Here is a 15,236-nt window from a genome sequence, read left to right as displayed (position 1 = left end):
GCTTGCCTGCGACCGCTGCCCCTGCGTGCAGCCGCCGCAACTGCTCAACCGTCTCTTCGCAAACGTGATCGCTCATTTGTCAAACGCTATTGACAAAAATTTCACGCCATGAAATTTCTTTCATTAACGGATAAAAATATCACGCGGTGCAAAAAATATCATGCAGCGCAACAAGAGCCGGGTGGAGACAATGACGATTGGCGGGACGGGCATTCGTGATGACGAAACCAGCATGGCGACACGGGCGGCGTGGCTGCACTATGCCGGCGGCCTGACCCAGGCGGAGGTCGCCAAGCGCCTGGGGCTCACCTCGCTCAAGGCCCACCGGCTGATCATGAAGGCCAACCAGGAAGGCCTGGTGAAGGTCTATATCGACGGCGAAGTCTCCGAATGCGTGGAGCTCGAACAGGCGCTTTCGGCGCGCTACGGCCTCGACTATTGCGAAGTGGTGCCGGACTTCGATTCCGATGACCTGCCGCTGAAGGCGCTTGGCATTTCCGGCGCACAGTTCCTGAAGCGTGAGATCGAGCGTGGCGAAACGGCGCTGGTCGGAGTCGGTCATGGCCGCACGCTTGCTGCTTGCGTCGAATATCTGCCGCGGATCGCCAGCGGCAACACCCGCTTCGTGTCGCTGCTCGGCGGGCTTACCCGCAAGTTCTCCGCCAACCCGCATGACGTGATCCACCGGCTCGCCGAGCGTACGGGGGCAGAGGCCTATGTCATGCCAGTGCCGTTCTTCGCCAACACGGTCGAGGATCGCGACGTGCTCTTCAGCCAGCGCGGCGTGCGCGAAGTCTTCGATCTCGCCAAGACAGCCGATCTCCTGATGGTCGGCATTGGCACCGTCGAGCGCGAGGCGTCGCTGGTTTCGACCGGCATGATCGAGACCAGCGAGATCGAGGACATCCAGAAGGGCGGGGCGATGGGAGAGTTGCTCGGCCACTTCTTCGACCGCGACGGCAAGCCGGTCGAGACGACGCTTTCCGACCGCACGTTTACGCTCAGCCGCGAGGACCTGAAGAACCGCCGCACGGTCGCTGTTGCCGGCGGCAAGATCAAGGTTCCGGCCATCCGGGCGGTGCTCGCCAGCGGGCAATTGAGCGGTCTCATCACCGACGAGAGGACTGCGAGGGCGCTGGCCGCCGACGGCGCATGAGGCGCTGAAACATTCGAGGCCATGCGGAGGGCAGGGAGGATCTGCCATCCGGGCCTTAACGGGAGGAATACCGGTGGGGTAGCCGGCAGTCGCAATCATACCCGCAACGGAGGAGAAGACGAATGTACGAGAAGGAGAAGGACCTCATCAGCGCATTCCTGCGTGGGGAGGTGGACCGCCGCGGCATGCTCAAGGGATTGGGGGCTGCAGGCCTGGCAGCCGGCACGGCCGGCACGTTGTTCAACATGATGTCGACGCAGGCGCTCGCCGCCGATTTCGACTGGAAGGCGCATTCGGGCAAGAAGCTGAAGCTACTTTTGAACAAGCACCCTTACGCCGATGCGATGATCGCCAACCTGCAGGCCTTCAAGGACCTGACCGGCATCGACGTTACCTATGACGTGTTTCCGGAAGACGTCTATTTCGACAAGGTGACGGCGGCGTTGTCTTCGGGCTCGGCAGAATACGATGCCTTCATGACCGGCGCCTACATGACCTGGACCTATGGACCGGCCGGCTGGATCGCCGACCTCAACGAATGGATCAAGGATCCGGCCAAGACCAACCCCAACTACAACTGGGACGATTTCCTCGCAGGCGTGAAGAATTCCTGCGCCTGGAACGGCCAGCCGGGCGGGGCGCTCGGCTCGGAAGACGCCAAGCAGTGGTGCATTCCGTGGGCGTTCGAGCAGAACAACATCACCTATAACCGCGAGATGTTCGACAAGGCCGGCGTCGAGCTGCCGAAGAACCTCGACGACATGATCACGGTGGCGGCCAAGCTGCAGAAGGACATCGGTGGCATCTACGGCATCGGCGTTCGCGGTTCGCGCTCCTGGGCGACGATCCATCCGGGCTTCCTGTCGGGTTATGCCAACTTCAACCAGAAGGACCTGAACGTCTCGGCCGACGGCAAGCTGTCAGCGGCGATGGGCACGGCGGAATCCAAGGCCTACCACGCCAAGTTCGTGCAGATGATCCAGGAAAGCGGTCCGAAGGACTGGTCGACCTACACCTGGTATCAGGTCGGCACCGACCTTGGCGCCGGCGCTTCGGCGATGATCTTCGACGCCGATTGCCTCGGCTACTTCATGAACGGTGGCGACAACAAGATGGCCGGCAAGCTCGGCTATGCCGCCTTCGCCGCCAACCCGGAAGCCACTGCCTCGACGCCGAACATCTGGATCTGGTCGCTCGCCATGTCCAACTTCTCCAAGGACAAGGACGCCACCTGGTACTTCCTGCAATGGGCTTCCGGTCCGGAGCATGCGCTGTTCGGCGCCACCAAGATGGACTTCGTCGATCCGGTTCGCCAGTCGATCTGGAAGGACGAGATCTTCCGCGAGAAGCTCAACGGCAAGTATCCGGGTTACGTCGAAATGTTCGACGCCTCGGCCGCCGGCGCCTCCATCAAGTTCACGCCGCAGCCGCTGTTCTTCGACGTGACCACCGAATGGGCGTCGACGCTGCAGAAGATGGTCGCCAAGCAGGTGCCGGTCGATGAGGGTCTCGACCAGCTCGTGGAAAGCATCAACCGCCAGCTCCAAGAGGCGGGTCTCGGCTGATAGGCCTCCCAAGCGATCCCCGGCGCCAGCACGCGCCGGGGATCCCGAGATGCCGGCTCGACCGGCCTGTTGCGACCGGTTTGAGGTCGCGCCGAAATCAACCTGAGATGCCGAGGAACTGGCGCGGCGCCTGAAGGCTGCCGCGTGCCGCGTGCTCTTCAAAGACGTCAGGAACGGAGCTCGACATGGCTTCAACAGAAACCCTCAAGAGACCAGCCTCCGGTTTCAGGATCAGCAGGAAGATGCTTCCCTATGTGCTGAGCCTGCCGGCGCTGCTCGTCTGCATCGGCATCCTCATCCCGTTCTTCACGGCGGTCATCTACTCCTTCCAGCGCTACCGGTTGAGCCAGCCCTGGGCGCGCCAGTTCAACTGGGGCGAAAACTACCTCAACTTCTTCACCGACCCGGCCTTCTGGAACACGCTGAAAGTGTCGCTGCTCTATGCCGGCCTCACCGTGACGCTGGAACTGCTGCTCGGTCTCGGCATCGCGCTGCTGCTGCAGCGGCGCTCCGCGGTCAACAACTTCATCTCGATCATGCTGCTTTTGCCGCTGATGATCGCGCCGGCGCTGGCCGCCTTGATGTGGAAGCTGATGACCAATCCGAGCTTCGGTATCCTCAGCTATCTCGCAAGCCTGATCGGACTGCATGATTTCCGCTGGGCGTCCTCGCCGGACACAGCGCTGCTCACCGTCGTGCTCGTCGACATCTGGGTCTATACGCCCTTCATCATGATCCTGCTGCTTGCGGGCTTGCGCTCGCTGCCGACGCAGCCCTTCGAGGCGGCCGCACTCGATGGCGTGCCGCGCAGCTTCGTCTTCTTCCGCATCACGCTTCCGATGCTCACACCTTACATCCTGACGGCAACGCTGTTCCGGTTGCTCGACAGTATCCAGCAGTTCGACATCATCTACGCGATGACCCAGGGCGGGCCCGGCAACACGCTCACCGTCTTCCAGGTCGAGGCCTATCTCAACTTCTTCCAGTCGACCAATGTCGGCCGGTCGGCGGCACTGCTGATCATCCTGTGGGCGATCACCTACACGCTGTCCAACGTCTTCATCAAGAACTGGCTGCGGCTGCGCGAACGCGCACGCGGCGAAGCGTAAAGGAGGGACCAATGGAAACCATGTCTCCGCTCGAACGGACCTTGCGCGGTCTCGCCCTCACGCTCGTCGTCGTCTTCTTCATGTTCCCGATCTTCTGGATCTTCCTGATGTCGTTCCAGACGAACGAGACGATCCTCGCGATCCCGCCATCGGTCGTGTTCTCGCCGACGCTTTCCAACTATGCGGCGCTGATCACCGGCAAGCTGCAGACGGCGGCCGGAACGCTCGACATCGCCTTCATGCGCAATCTCGGCAACTCGATCTTCCTGTCGGTCGCCTCCGTCGCCGTGGCGCTGGTGCTCGGCGTGCCAGCGGCCTATGCCTTTGCCCGCCACAAGTTCAAAGGATCGGAAGACATCGCGTTCACGCTGCTGTCCTTCCGCTTCGCGCCGCCGCTGCTGGTGCTCCTGCCGCTGACGCAGTACTTCCAGTGGCTCGGGCTCTCCAACACTTACTTCGGCCTGATCTGGGTCTACCAGCTGATCTGCCTGCCGCTGATTCTCTGGATCGTGCGCGGCTACTTCGAGGACATCTCGGCCGACGTCGAATATGCCTATCGCATCGCCGGCCATTCCTGGTTTGCGACGTTCCGCAAGATCGCCCTGCCGCTTGCCGGACCGGGCATTGCCGCCGCCGGCCTGCTCGCCTTCATCTTCGCCTGGAACAACTTCGTCTTCGCGCTGGTGCTGGCATCTGCCGACAAGCAGCCGGTGACGGTCGGCGCGCTTGCCTTCGTCACCTCCTCGGGCATCCAATACGGACAGATCGCCGCGGCCATCGTGCTTTCGGTGACGCCGACGCTCGCACTTGCACTCTACGCCCAGCGCTACCTCGTCGAAGGCCTGTCGCTCGGCGCGGTGAAAGGGTAACTCATGACCACGCTGCAACTGAAGAATATCGTCAAGCGCTACAAGAGCCAGACGGTTCTCGACGATCTTACGCTTGACGTCGCCGACGGTGAACGGCTGGTGCTCTTCGGCCCCTCCGGCGCCGGCAAGACCGTGCTGCTCCGGCTGGTTGCCGGCGTTATCGAGCCGGACGAGGGCAGGGTGCTGATCGGCGGCGAGGACATGACCGATGTCGATGCCGAACATCGCGGCGTCGGCATGGCATTCCAGAACTTCGCGCTCTTCCCGCACATGAGTGCCTTCGACAACATTGCAAGCCCGCTGACGGCGACGCGATCGTCGAAGGAGAAAATAGCGGCAGGCGTGCAGAAGGTCGCCAAGCTCTTAAAGATCGACCATGTGCTGACGCATCACCCGAAGGCACTGTCGAACGGTCAGAAGCAGCGCACGGCACTTGCCCGTGCGCTTGTCGGCTCGCCGCCGCTGCTTCTCCTCGATGATCCCTTGCGCAACGTCGACGCGAAGCTCCGCTTCGAGATGCGGCTGGAACTGCCGCGACTGCTCGCAGCGCAAGGCGCCACCGTCGTCTACGTCACCCAGGACTACAAGGAGGCGATGGCGCTCGGCGACCGGATCGCGGTCATGGCCTCAGGCCGCATCCGCCAGATCGGCACGCCGCAAGAGATCTACAACGCGCCCGCCGACATCGAGATCGCACGGCTCTTCGGCGATCCGACGATCAACCTGCTGGATGTCACGCCGCAGCGCAGCGGCGGAGACGCCTTCGTCGAGCTCTCGAATGTACGGGTGCGGCTCGGCGACTATGGCGCCGATGTCGTCGGCAGTCCGTGCGTTATCGGGCTCAGGCCGGAGGCGATCAGTTTCGTCGATGCGGCAGCACCTGGCGCCATTCCTGTGACGGTCGAGGCGGAAACGCCGCTCAACGAAAAGACCGTGACGCTGGCGCTGACGGCACGCGGCCGCGAAATCCTGGTGTCGCGTCCGGCCGGCACGCCTGGTCCGACCGCCGGACCTGCCCATATTGCCGTCAATGGCGCGCAGGCCTTTCTCTTCGACAAGACGAGCGGCGCTCTTTTGCCGCGCGCCGACCTTGCAGCCAAGCGTAATGGAGAAGCGGCATGACCGACACCGCTCTTTTGATCAAGGACGTCGACAAGTTCTACGGCCCCGTCGACTTCGGCGTGCATGCCGTGAAGAAGCTGAACATGGATGTGCGAAAGGGCGAGATCATCGCTTTGCTCGGCTCCTCCGGATGCGGCAAGACTTCGACCTTGCGCATGATCGCCGGCTTCGAGGCGGTCTCGCGCGGAACGATCTCGCTTGCAGGCAAAGAGGTCCAGACGCTGCCGCCGGTGCGCCGCAACGTCGCCATGGCATTCGAGGGCTATTCACTCTATCCGCCGCTGACGGTGCGCGAGAACATCGCCTTTGCGCTGAAGGCCTCGAAGCTCTCGCAGGGCGTCGTCGACGAGAAGGTGGCCAGTATCGCCAAACTGCTCGAAATCGAGGACATTCTCGGGCGCTATCCGAGCTCGATCTCCGGCGGCCAGCAGCAGCGCGCCTCGCTCGGGCGGGCGCTGATCCGCGACGCCAACCTGCACCTGCTCGACGAGCCGATGGGACAGCTCGAGCCGCAGCTTCGGGCGCTGCTTCGCGGCCGCATCAAGCACTTCATCAAGGAGCGCGGGCTGACGGCGATCCTCGTGACCCACGACCAAACCGAAGCGAACGCGCTTGCCGACCGCATCGCGGTCATGGAGGGCGGCGTGCTGCAACAGTTCGATACGCCGCAGAAGATCAAGGAGCGGCCGGCCAATCTGTTCACCGGCACCTTCGTCGGCGAGCCGCCGATGAACGTCTTTGAGGCCAGCGTCACCGGCTCGGACAGCAAGATGGCCTTTGGGCTCAAGGACGGCGTGCGGCTCGAATATGCGGCGTCGGATTTCTCGCATGCGGTGCGCGACGAACTCATCAAGCGGCAGAAGGTGGTGCTCGGAATCCGGCCCTATTCGGTGCGCCGCAGCGCTGATGGTGTGACGGGCCGCGTCGCCGTCAACCAGTGGCTCGGCGACCAGACCCATATCGCCGCGGACTTTGCCGGCGGCACCATGGTGCTGGTCGAGCACGATCGCACGGAGCTCGATGTCGGCCAGCCGATCGGCATTCATCTCGATCCGTCGAGCCTGCATGTGTTCGATGGCGAGAGCGGACGGGCGATCAGTCACGGACAGGAGCTCGCCTGATGCGGGACATCCTCATCGGCATCGATGCGGGGACGTCGGTCATCAAGTCGGTGGCCTTCGATCTCACCGGCCGGCAGATCGCCACGGCGGCACTACCGAACGCCTATGAGGCCGTAGGCCGCGCCGGCAGCGTGCAGGACCTCGACCGCACCTGGGCCGACGCGGCAACGACGCTGAAGCAGCTCTCCGACAAGATCGAGAACCTCGCCGGCCGTGTCGCTGCGATCGCCGTGACCGGTCAGGGCGACGGCACATGGATGATCGACAAGGCCGGCGTGCCGGTCGGCAAGGGCTGGCTGTGGCTCGACGCGCGCGCCGGCGAGACCGTCGAGCGGCTGCGCGCCGACAGCGGCGATATCGCCCGCTTCGAAAGCACCGGCTCGGGCCTTGCCGCCTGCCAGCAGGGGCCGCAGCTTCGCTGGATGCGCGACCATGCGCCCGAGATGCTCTCAGGCGTCGCCACCACCTTCCACTGCAAGGACTGGCTCTATTTCAAGCTGACGGGCAAACGCGCCACCGATCCCTCCGAGGCGAATTTCAGTTTCGGCAATTTCCGCAGCCGCAGCTATAGCGACGATGTCATCCGCTTTCTCGGCCTTGAAAAGCTGAAGCATGTGCTGCCCGAGATCGTCGACGGAGCGGCGACCCATCATCCGCTGTCGGCGGAAGCGGCCGGGATCACCGGGCTCACCGAGGGCACGCCCATCGTGCTCGGCTACGTCGATGTCGTCTGCACAGCCCTTGGCGCCGGGCTCTACGATCCGGGCACCGATACCGGCTGCTCGATCATCGGCTCGACCGGCATGCACATGCGGCTCGCCAATGGCGCCGACGATGTGCGGCTGAACCGGGACTTGACCGGCTACACCATGTGCATGCCGATCCCCGGCGCCTATGCGCAGATGCAGTCGAACATGGCCGCGACGCTCAATATCGACTGGATCCTCTCGCTGGCCTCAGGCCTCTTGAAGGGCATGGGGGTCGAGAAATCCAAGAGCGAGTTGCTCGCTTTTGTCGACGGCTGGCTGGCCGATGCCAAGGACACGCCATTGATCTTCCAGCCCTATATCTCGGAAGCCGGCGAGCGTGGCCCCTTCGTCGACGCGACGGCGCGGGCGTCCTTCGTCGGGCTGTCAATCACCCACGGCTTTCCCGACATGGTAAAGGCGGTGTTCGACGGGCTCGCCATGGCGGCGCGCGATTGCTACGCCGAGATGGGGCCGCTTCCAGGCCGCATCCGGCTGACGGGGGGAGCTGCCCGCAGCGCCTCGCTCCGCCGCATCCTCGGTGCTGCCCTTGGCGCCAGCGTCCAGACGAGCGAGCGGGAAGAGGCCGGTGCTGCCGGTGCCGCGATGATCGCCGCCGTCTCGCTCGGCATCTATCCCTCGATGGCCGATTGCCTCGGCGATTGGGTGACGCCCTATCAGCGCCCCGCGGAGGCCGCCGATCCGGCGCTTGCCCGCCGCTACAACGAACTCTTTCCCACCTACCAGCAGTCGCGCACAGCGCTCAGGCCCGTCTGGCACGCACTCTCCCAAGGTGCGGCCGCGGGAACTCAACAGGAAACATCGAAATGAAGAAGATAGCCATTATCGGCGACCGGTTCATGCTGCCGGACGTGTTTCGCGACAAGATCGTCGAGGCGACCGGCAACGGCCATGACATCCGCACGCTCGAACTGCCCTGGCCGGATGTGCCGATGGAGCACGGCTATGCCGTCGAGGGCATGGACGGGCTCAAGGAATATCTCGGCAAGCCGGAGGACATTATCGACTTCATCGGTGACGCCGAGATCCTGGTGACGCAGCTGGCGCCTCTGTCGCGCGGAATGCTTCAGGCACTGCCCGGCTTGAGGCTCGTCGCCGTCTCGCGCGGCGGTCCTGTCAACATCGACATGGGGGCCGCACGCGATGCCGGCGTTCGCGTCGTCAACACGCCCGGCCGCAATGCCAACGCCGTTGCCGAGTTCACGCTTGGTGCCATTCTCGCCGAAACGCGGCTGATCCGCACCGGCCACGAAGCCTTGCGCAAGGGCGAGTGGCGGGGCGATCTCTACCGCGCCGATCGCACCGGTCGCGAGCTCTGCGAAATGACCGTCGGCGTCATCGGCTACGGCAATATCGGGACCAAGGTGGTGCGCCTTTTGCGCGCCTTCGGCACCAAGGTGGTGGTGCACGATCCCTATGTGCAGCTCTCGGCCGATGATCTGAACGCCGGCGTCGAGCAGGTGTCGCTCGACACGCTTCTCTCCCGTTCCGATGTCGTGACCCTGCATCCGCGCGTCACGGAGGAGACGCGCAACATGATGAACGCCGAGACCTTCGCCAGGATGAAGCCGGGCGCGATCTTCGTGAACACGGCGCGCGGTCCGCTCTGCGACTACGACGCCCTTTATGAGAACCTGGTGAGCGGCCATCTGTCGGCGGCGATGCTCGAAACCTTCGCGATCGAGCCGGTGCCGAAAGACTGGCCGCTGCTGCAACTGGCGAATGTGACGCTGACGCCGCATATTGCCGGCGCCTCGGTACGCACCGTCACCTTCGCCGCCGAAATGGCGGCCGAGGAAGTCCGCCGCTACATCGCCGGTCTGCCGCCGGTCAATCCGTGCTGATGACAGGAGCAACGATGGTGAGTTCCGAGACCGGAATATACGATCTGTTCGTCGTCGGCGGCGGCGTCAATGGTGCGGGCATCGCGCGCGATGCGGCCGGGCGCGGGCTCTCGGTGCTGTTGTGCGAAAAGGACGACCTGGCGCAGGGCACCAGCTCGCGCTCCGGCAAGCTGGTGCATGGCGGCCTGCGTTATCTCGAATATTACGAGTTCCGGCTGGTGCGCGAGGCGCTGATCGAGCGCGAGGTGCTTTTGGAGTCCGCGCCGCATATCATCTGGCCGATGCGCTTCGTGCTGCCGCATAACCCTCAGGACCGCCCGGCCTGGCTCGTCCGGCTCGGGCTGTTCCTCTACGACCATCTCGGCGGGCGCAAACGCCTGCCGGGCACCCGCAGCCTCAACCTTGCGACGGCGCCCGAGGGCGCGCCGATCAAGCGCGATTATCGCAAAGCGTTCGAATATTCCGACTGTTGGGTCGATGACGCGCGCCTCGTGGTGCTCAACGCGCTCGATGCCACTGCTCGTGGCGCCCGGGTGTTGACCCGGACCGCCTGCAGCGCGATCCGAAGGCGGGACGGGCTCTGGTTTATCGAGATGACCGACACGCGCACCGGCGCCAAGACCGAGGCGAGGGCGCGCTGTGTCGTCAACACCGCCGGTCCGTGGGTCAACGACGTCATCGGCCGGATCGGGGGCCTGAACTCCACCCGCAGCGTGCGCCTCGTCAAGGGCAGCCACATCGTCGTGCCGAAATTCTGGGAGGGGCGGCAGGCCTATCTGGTGCAGAACCCGGACAAGCGGGTCATCTTCATCAATCCCTACCAGAACGACCTGGCGCTGATCGGCACGACGGATATCCCCTACGAAGGCCGTCCGGAGGACGTGACCGCCGACGGCAACGAGATCGCCTATCTCTTGAAATCGGTGAACCGCTACTTCAAGCAGCAGCTGACGTCGGACGATATCGTCTACAGCTTCTCCGGCGTACGACCGCTCTATGACGACAATGCCGAAAACCCCTCGGCCGTCACCCGTGACTATATTTTCGAGGTCGATGCGACTGACAACCAGGCGCCGTTGCTCTCGGTCTTCGGCGGCAAGATCACCACTTTCCGCAAGCTTTCCGAACATGCGCTGGAGCGGCTGAAGCCGTTTTTCCCCAAGATGGGGCCGGCCTGGACGGCGAAGGCGCATCTGCCGGGCGGCGACATGGCGGCGGCCGATTTCGATCTGTTCCTGGGTGAGTTGAAGGCGCGCTATCGCTGGTTGCCATCGGATCTCGTCAAACACTATGCGCGGCTCTATGGCACCCGCACGCATGCGCTGCTTGCCGGCGCTACATCGCTTGATGATCTCGGCCCGGCTTTCGGTTCGCTCTTTCGCGAGCGCGAGGCGCGTTTCCTCATCGAAAACGAATGGGCGCTGACGGCGGACGACATTCTCGACCGGCGCACCAAGCATGGCCTGCACATGACGCCGGCCGAGCGGCAGGCCTTTACTCATTGGCTGGACCGCCAGCAGGCCGCGGCCTGAAGGAGAACGGATGCGAAGTCTGGAATTCGAAGCGCTTCTCGATCTTTCGGCCCGCGTCGGGGCGGATCCGCTGCTGGTGCAGGGGGCGGGCGGCAATACCTCGATCAAGGAGGGCGGTACGCTCTGGATCAAGGCCTCGGGCCTGTGGCTGGCGCATGCGCGCCAGCGCGACGTCATGGTGCCGGTGGCACTCGAGCCCTTGCTCAATGCGTTGGAAGCGAACGACCCGGCAACCGAGAAGGCGCAGGATTTCGTGATAACCGAGCGCAACCCTTCGGGCCTGCGCCCCTCGATCGAAACCACCGTGCATGCGCTGATGCCGCAGAAGGTGGTGGTGCATGTGCACTGCGTCGAGACGATCGCGACGGCGGTGCAGACCAACGGTGCGGCGATCACTGCTGAGCGGCTTGCCGGCTACCCCCATGTTTTCGTGCCCTATGCCCGCCCGGGCCTGCCGCTTGCAAGAGCAATCGCTGAGCGGATGCAGGACAACACGTCGGTTCTGATCCTCGGCAATCACGGCCTGGTCGTCGCCGCTGAAACCGTGGTCGACGCGGCGATCCTGCTCACCGACATTACCCGCCGCCTGACCGGCACGCGTCGGCAGGCGCTGGCCGCCGATCTCGCGTCGCTCGGTCGGCTTGCGGTCGACAGCGATTACCGGCTGCCGGAGGACATTGCCCTGCATTCGGTCGCCGCCGATCTCGACAGTTGCCGGCTTGCTGCCGGCGGCAGTCTCTATCCCGATCATGTCATCTTCCTCGGCAAGGGGGTGTCGGTGGCCGCGCCCGGCGAGACCGCGCTTTCGATCGAGACGAAGCGGCGTGCGAGCGGCGACAGCCTGCCGCCCTTGCTGCTCTTCCCGGGCAAGGGCGTGCTCGTGCAGAAGGAGATTTCTGCCGGTGCCTTCGCCATGGCGCGGTGCCTTGCCGACGTGACGGCACGCATTCCAGCGGACGCACGGTTACGTTACCTGACCGAGGCGGAGAACGCCGAGCTTCTCGGCTGGGACGCCGAGAAATACCGCCAGCAGCTCAACCGCGCCGGACAGGTGCTGCAATGAGCGGTGACAATCGCAAGCTGGTCGTCGGCATCGACCTTGGCACCTCTGGCGCCCGTGCGGTCGCGATGGCGGCGGACGGCACGGTCGTGGCATCGGGTGCAGCGAAGCTCTCGGCTTTTTCTGCGGATCACCGCGATCCGATCGGCTGGTGGAAGGCCGTGCAGGCGGCGCTCGAAGAAGCGCTTGGGGGTACCGACAGGCAGAAGGTCGTTGCACTTTCGATCGACGGTACATCGGGCACGATGCTGCCGGTCGATCATGCGGGCGCGCCGTTGGCAACGCCTATGATGTACAACGACCCGGTTGCCGACCGCGCACCGCTCGATGCGGTCTCTGCCTATGCGCCGCGCGAAAGTGCGGCCCATGGCGCCACATCCGGCCTTGCCAAGCTTCTCGCTTTCCAGACTGTGCCGGGCGTGTTCCGGGTGATCCATCAGGCCGATTGGCTGGCCGGGCATTTCACCGGGCTCTACGATGTCTCCGACGAGAACAATGCGTTGAAGACCGGCTACGATCCCGTGTCGCGGTCCTGGCCGGATTGGATGGAAAAGACCGGCGCCCGCGTCGAACTGCTGCCGGATGTGCTGCCGGCTGGTGCGCCGATCGCGACGATCTCGCCGGAAGCGGCCGGAGCCTTCGGGCTTTCAAGCGAGGTGGTGGTCGTTGCCGGCACCACGGACGGATGCGCCTCGTTTCTCGCCACTGGCGCCGATCAGCCGGGCGACGGCGTCAGCGCGCTCGGCACGACGCTGACAGCGAAGATGCTGTCCGACCGTCCGCTGTTTGCGCCGGAATACGGGCTCTACAGTCACCGCATCGGCGAGATGTGGCTCGCCGGCGGGGCGTCCAATACGGGCGGGGTGGTGCTGGCCGAGCATTTCTCGCCGGAGCGGATCGCTGCACTTTCGGCCGGGATCGATCCGGCCGTCGACACCGGGCTCGATTATTATCCGCTGGTGAAGCCCGGCGAGCGCTTCCCAATCGCCGATCCGGATTTCGCCCCGCGCATGAGCCCGCGGCCGGCCGATGACGCGACCTTCCTCAAGGCAATCTTCGAGGGCATCGCCGGCGTCGAGAGCCTCGCCTATCAGCGGCTGGCGTCGCTTGGCGGACCGGGGCTCCGATCGCTTCGCGGTGTCGGCGGCGGCGCCAAGAACGCGGCCTGGAGCGCGATCCGGGCGCGCAAGCTCGGCGTGCCGTTCCTGCCCGTCCTGTCCGAGGAGGCGGCGGCCGGCACGGCACGGCTGGCGCTGGCCGGTGCCAGAAAGGCTGGTGTGCTGTGACGTTTGCTCAAACGACTGCGATAGCGAGGCTTGGCGAGATTGCCGATCGCTACGACGCCTTCCTGATCGATCAGTTCGGCGTGCTGCGCGATGGCCGCGGGCCCTATCCGGGTGCGGCCGAAACGCTGGTCAAGCTGAAGGATGCGGGAAAGCGCATCATCATCCTCTCGAATTCCGGCAAGCGCTCGGCGGAAAACGACCGTCGCCTCGTCGATCTCGGTTTCGTCGCGGGGAGCTGGGATTGGTTCCTGACCTCGGGCGAGGTCGCCTGGCAGATTCTCAGGCGGGAGGGCGAGGGTGCCACCGGTGGGCGGCGCAAGTGCCTGCTGATCAGTCGCGACGGTGACCTCTCGCCGCTGACGGGGTTAGACCTCGAACGCACGACCAGTGGTGCCGATGCCGATTTCGTGCTGCTCGCCGCGAGCGAGGGCGATGTCCATCCGCTTTCCCACTACGAGGCGCTTTTGGCGCCGGCCGCCAGACGCGGCGTGCCCTGCCTGTGCACCAATCCGGACAAGGTGATGCTGATCAAGGAAGGTACCGCCTTCGGCGCCGGGCGTATCGCCGAGCTCTACGAAGAGCTTGGCGGCAGTGTGCGCTGGATCGGCAAGCCCTTTGCCGACATCTATGCAGCCGCGCTGGAATTCCTCGGCCATCCGGATCCGACGCGTGTCTGCGCGATCGGCGACAGCATCGAGCATGACATTGCCGGTGCCGCGAGCGCGGGACTTCGCTCGATACTGGTGACGACGGGGATCCTGGAGCGCGCCTCGGACGCGGAGCGCCGCAAGCTCTTTGCCGAACACGGCGCCAACCCCGATTTCATCCTTCCGAAATTTCTCTGGTAGCCGGGAGTAAGGTCGTGGCCTTCACGCTGTCGCTCAACACCAATCCGCTGGTCAACCGCTTCGCCGAGCCTGACGACCTGATCGACACGATCGCCGAGAAGATCCGCATCGGCTACGTTCAGCTCACCCACGAGTTCGTCAATCCCGGCTGGCCGGCGGCAACGATCGCCAAGACCGTCAGGCAGTTTAGTCGGGCGCTCGACCGTACCGGCGTGAAGATCACCTCCGGCATGACCGGCCCCTATGGTCGGCTCAATCATTTCGGCCATCCGGACCCGGATGTCAGGCGCTACTATGTCGACTGGTTCAAGACCTTCGCCGATATCTCCGCCGATCTTGGCGCCTCGGGCATGGGCACGCAGTTCGCGATCTTCACGCTTCGCGATTACGACGACCCGTCGCGGCGCGAGGCGATGATGCGGATCGCCATCGATTGCTGGCGCGAAGTTGCCGAGCACGGCAAGGCGGCGGGGCTCTCCTATGTCTTCTGGGAGCCGATGTCGGTCGGGCGCGAGTTCGGCCACACGATCGAGGAATGCCGTGCGCTCGACCGGCGGCTCGCCGAAGCCCATTTGCCGATCCCGATGAAGATGATGGTCGATATCGACCACGGCGACGTCACCTCCGACAACCCCAACGACATCGATCCCTATGCCTGGGCGGCGGCGTTCCCTGAGCGCTCGCCGATCATCCACATCAAGCAATCCTCGATGAACAAGGGCGGTCATTGGCCGTTCACCGCCGCCTACAACCGCGACGGCCGCATCACGCCGGAGAGGCTGATCGGCGCGGTCAAGGCCGGTGGCGGCACCGACAACGAGATCTGCCTGGAGCTTTCCTTCCGCGAACGCGAGCCGACGGACCACAACGTCGTCGAGATGATCCGGGAGTCGGTCGAATTCTGGGAGCCGCATATCGATACGGGCTTCAATCGCACAGAAAAATCACACTGAAAGA

At 64.4% G+C, this 15,236-nt stretch carries 13 protein-coding genes; all 13 read left to right on the top strand.

Translation table 11 applies throughout. The features are described from left to right. Nucleotides 1-190 precede the first annotated feature (190 nt). Nucleotides 191-1,156, top strand: coding sequence for a sugar-binding transcriptional regulator (locus FA04_RS11310; protein ID WP_034793557.1), 966 nt, complete (start codon nucleotides 191-193; stop codon nucleotides 1,154-1,156). Nucleotides 1,157-1,278: 122 nt separating this feature from the next. After that, a complete protein-coding gene (locus tag FA04_RS11305; RefSeq protein ID WP_034792193.1) occupies nucleotides 1,279-2,721 on the top strand; it encodes an extracellular solute-binding protein in 1,443 nt (480 codons plus the stop codon). 185 nt (nucleotides 2,722-2,906) lie between these two features. Beyond that, nucleotides 2,907-3,830: a carbohydrate ABC transporter permease gene (locus FA04_RS11300; protein ID WP_034792195.1), complete on the top strand. Its 924-nt coding sequence runs from the start codon at nucleotides 2,907-2,909 to the stop codon at nucleotides 3,828-3,830. Nucleotides 3,831-3,841: 11 nt separating this feature from the next. Continuing rightward, nucleotides 3,842-4,699 (top strand): carbohydrate ABC transporter permease, encoded by an 858-nt coding sequence (locus FA04_RS11295; RefSeq protein ID WP_034792198.1) that lies wholly within the window; start codon nucleotides 3,842-3,844, stop codon nucleotides 4,697-4,699. A gap of 3 nt (nucleotides 4,700-4,702) precedes the next feature. Beyond that, nucleotides 4,703-5,821, top strand: coding sequence for an ABC transporter ATP-binding protein (locus FA04_RS11290; protein WP_034792200.1), 1,119 nt, complete (start codon nucleotides 4,703-4,705; stop codon nucleotides 5,819-5,821). Then, nucleotides 5,818-6,942 (top strand): ABC transporter ATP-binding protein, encoded by a 1,125-nt coding sequence (locus FA04_RS11285; RefSeq protein WP_034792202.1) that lies wholly within the window; start codon nucleotides 5,818-5,820, stop codon nucleotides 6,940-6,942. The genes FA04_RS11290 and FA04_RS11285 overlap by 4 nt, the downstream gene beginning before the upstream one ends. Further along, on the top strand, nucleotides 6,942-8,519 hold the full coding sequence (locus FA04_RS11280) for an FGGY-family carbohydrate kinase (protein ID WP_034792204.1): 1,578 nt from the start codon (nucleotides 6,942-6,944) through the stop codon (nucleotides 8,517-8,519). Before FA04_RS11285 ends, FA04_RS11280 begins: the two co-directional genes overlap by 1 nt. Further along, nucleotides 8,516-9,553, top strand: coding sequence for a 2-hydroxyacid dehydrogenase (locus tag FA04_RS11275; RefSeq protein WP_034792206.1), 1,038 nt, complete (start codon nucleotides 8,516-8,518; stop codon nucleotides 9,551-9,553). The genes FA04_RS11280 and FA04_RS11275 overlap by 4 nt, the downstream gene beginning before the upstream one ends. 14 nt (nucleotides 9,554-9,567) lie before the next feature. Further along, entirely contained in the window at nucleotides 9,568-11,085 is a 1,518-nt protein-coding gene (locus FA04_RS11270; protein ID WP_090425622.1) for a glycerol-3-phosphate dehydrogenase, read from the top strand. Between the two features lie 10 nt (nucleotides 11,086-11,095). Then, complete coding sequence (locus tag FA04_RS11265) at nucleotides 11,096-12,148, top strand: class II aldolase/adducin family protein (protein ID WP_034792208.1); 1,053 nt, start codon at nucleotides 11,096-11,098, stop codon at nucleotides 12,146-12,148. Next, nucleotides 12,145-13,431, top strand: coding sequence for an FGGY-family carbohydrate kinase (locus tag FA04_RS11260; protein WP_034792210.1), 1,287 nt, complete (start codon nucleotides 12,145-12,147; stop codon nucleotides 13,429-13,431). Before FA04_RS11265 ends, FA04_RS11260 begins: the two co-directional genes overlap by 4 nt. Continuing rightward, on the top strand, nucleotides 13,428-14,279 hold the full coding sequence (locus FA04_RS11255; protein ID WP_210339096.1) for a TIGR01459 family HAD-type hydrolase: 852 nt from the start codon (nucleotides 13,428-13,430) through the stop codon (nucleotides 14,277-14,279). The genes FA04_RS11260 and FA04_RS11255 overlap by 4 nt, the downstream gene beginning before the upstream one ends. 14 nt (nucleotides 14,280-14,293) lie before the next feature. Continuing rightward, nucleotides 14,294-15,232: a sugar phosphate isomerase/epimerase family protein gene (locus FA04_RS11250; RefSeq protein ID WP_034792212.1), complete on the top strand. Its 939-nt coding sequence runs from the start codon at nucleotides 14,294-14,296 to the stop codon at nucleotides 15,230-15,232. Nucleotides 15,233-15,236: the final 4 nt, after the last annotated feature.

This window comes from Ensifer adhaerens (assembly GCF_000697965.2).
Taxonomy (GTDB): Bacteria; Pseudomonadota; Alphaproteobacteria; order Rhizobiales; family Rhizobiaceae; genus Ensifer; species Ensifer adhaerens.
This window is presented reverse-complemented; position numbering and strand designations above follow the sequence as displayed.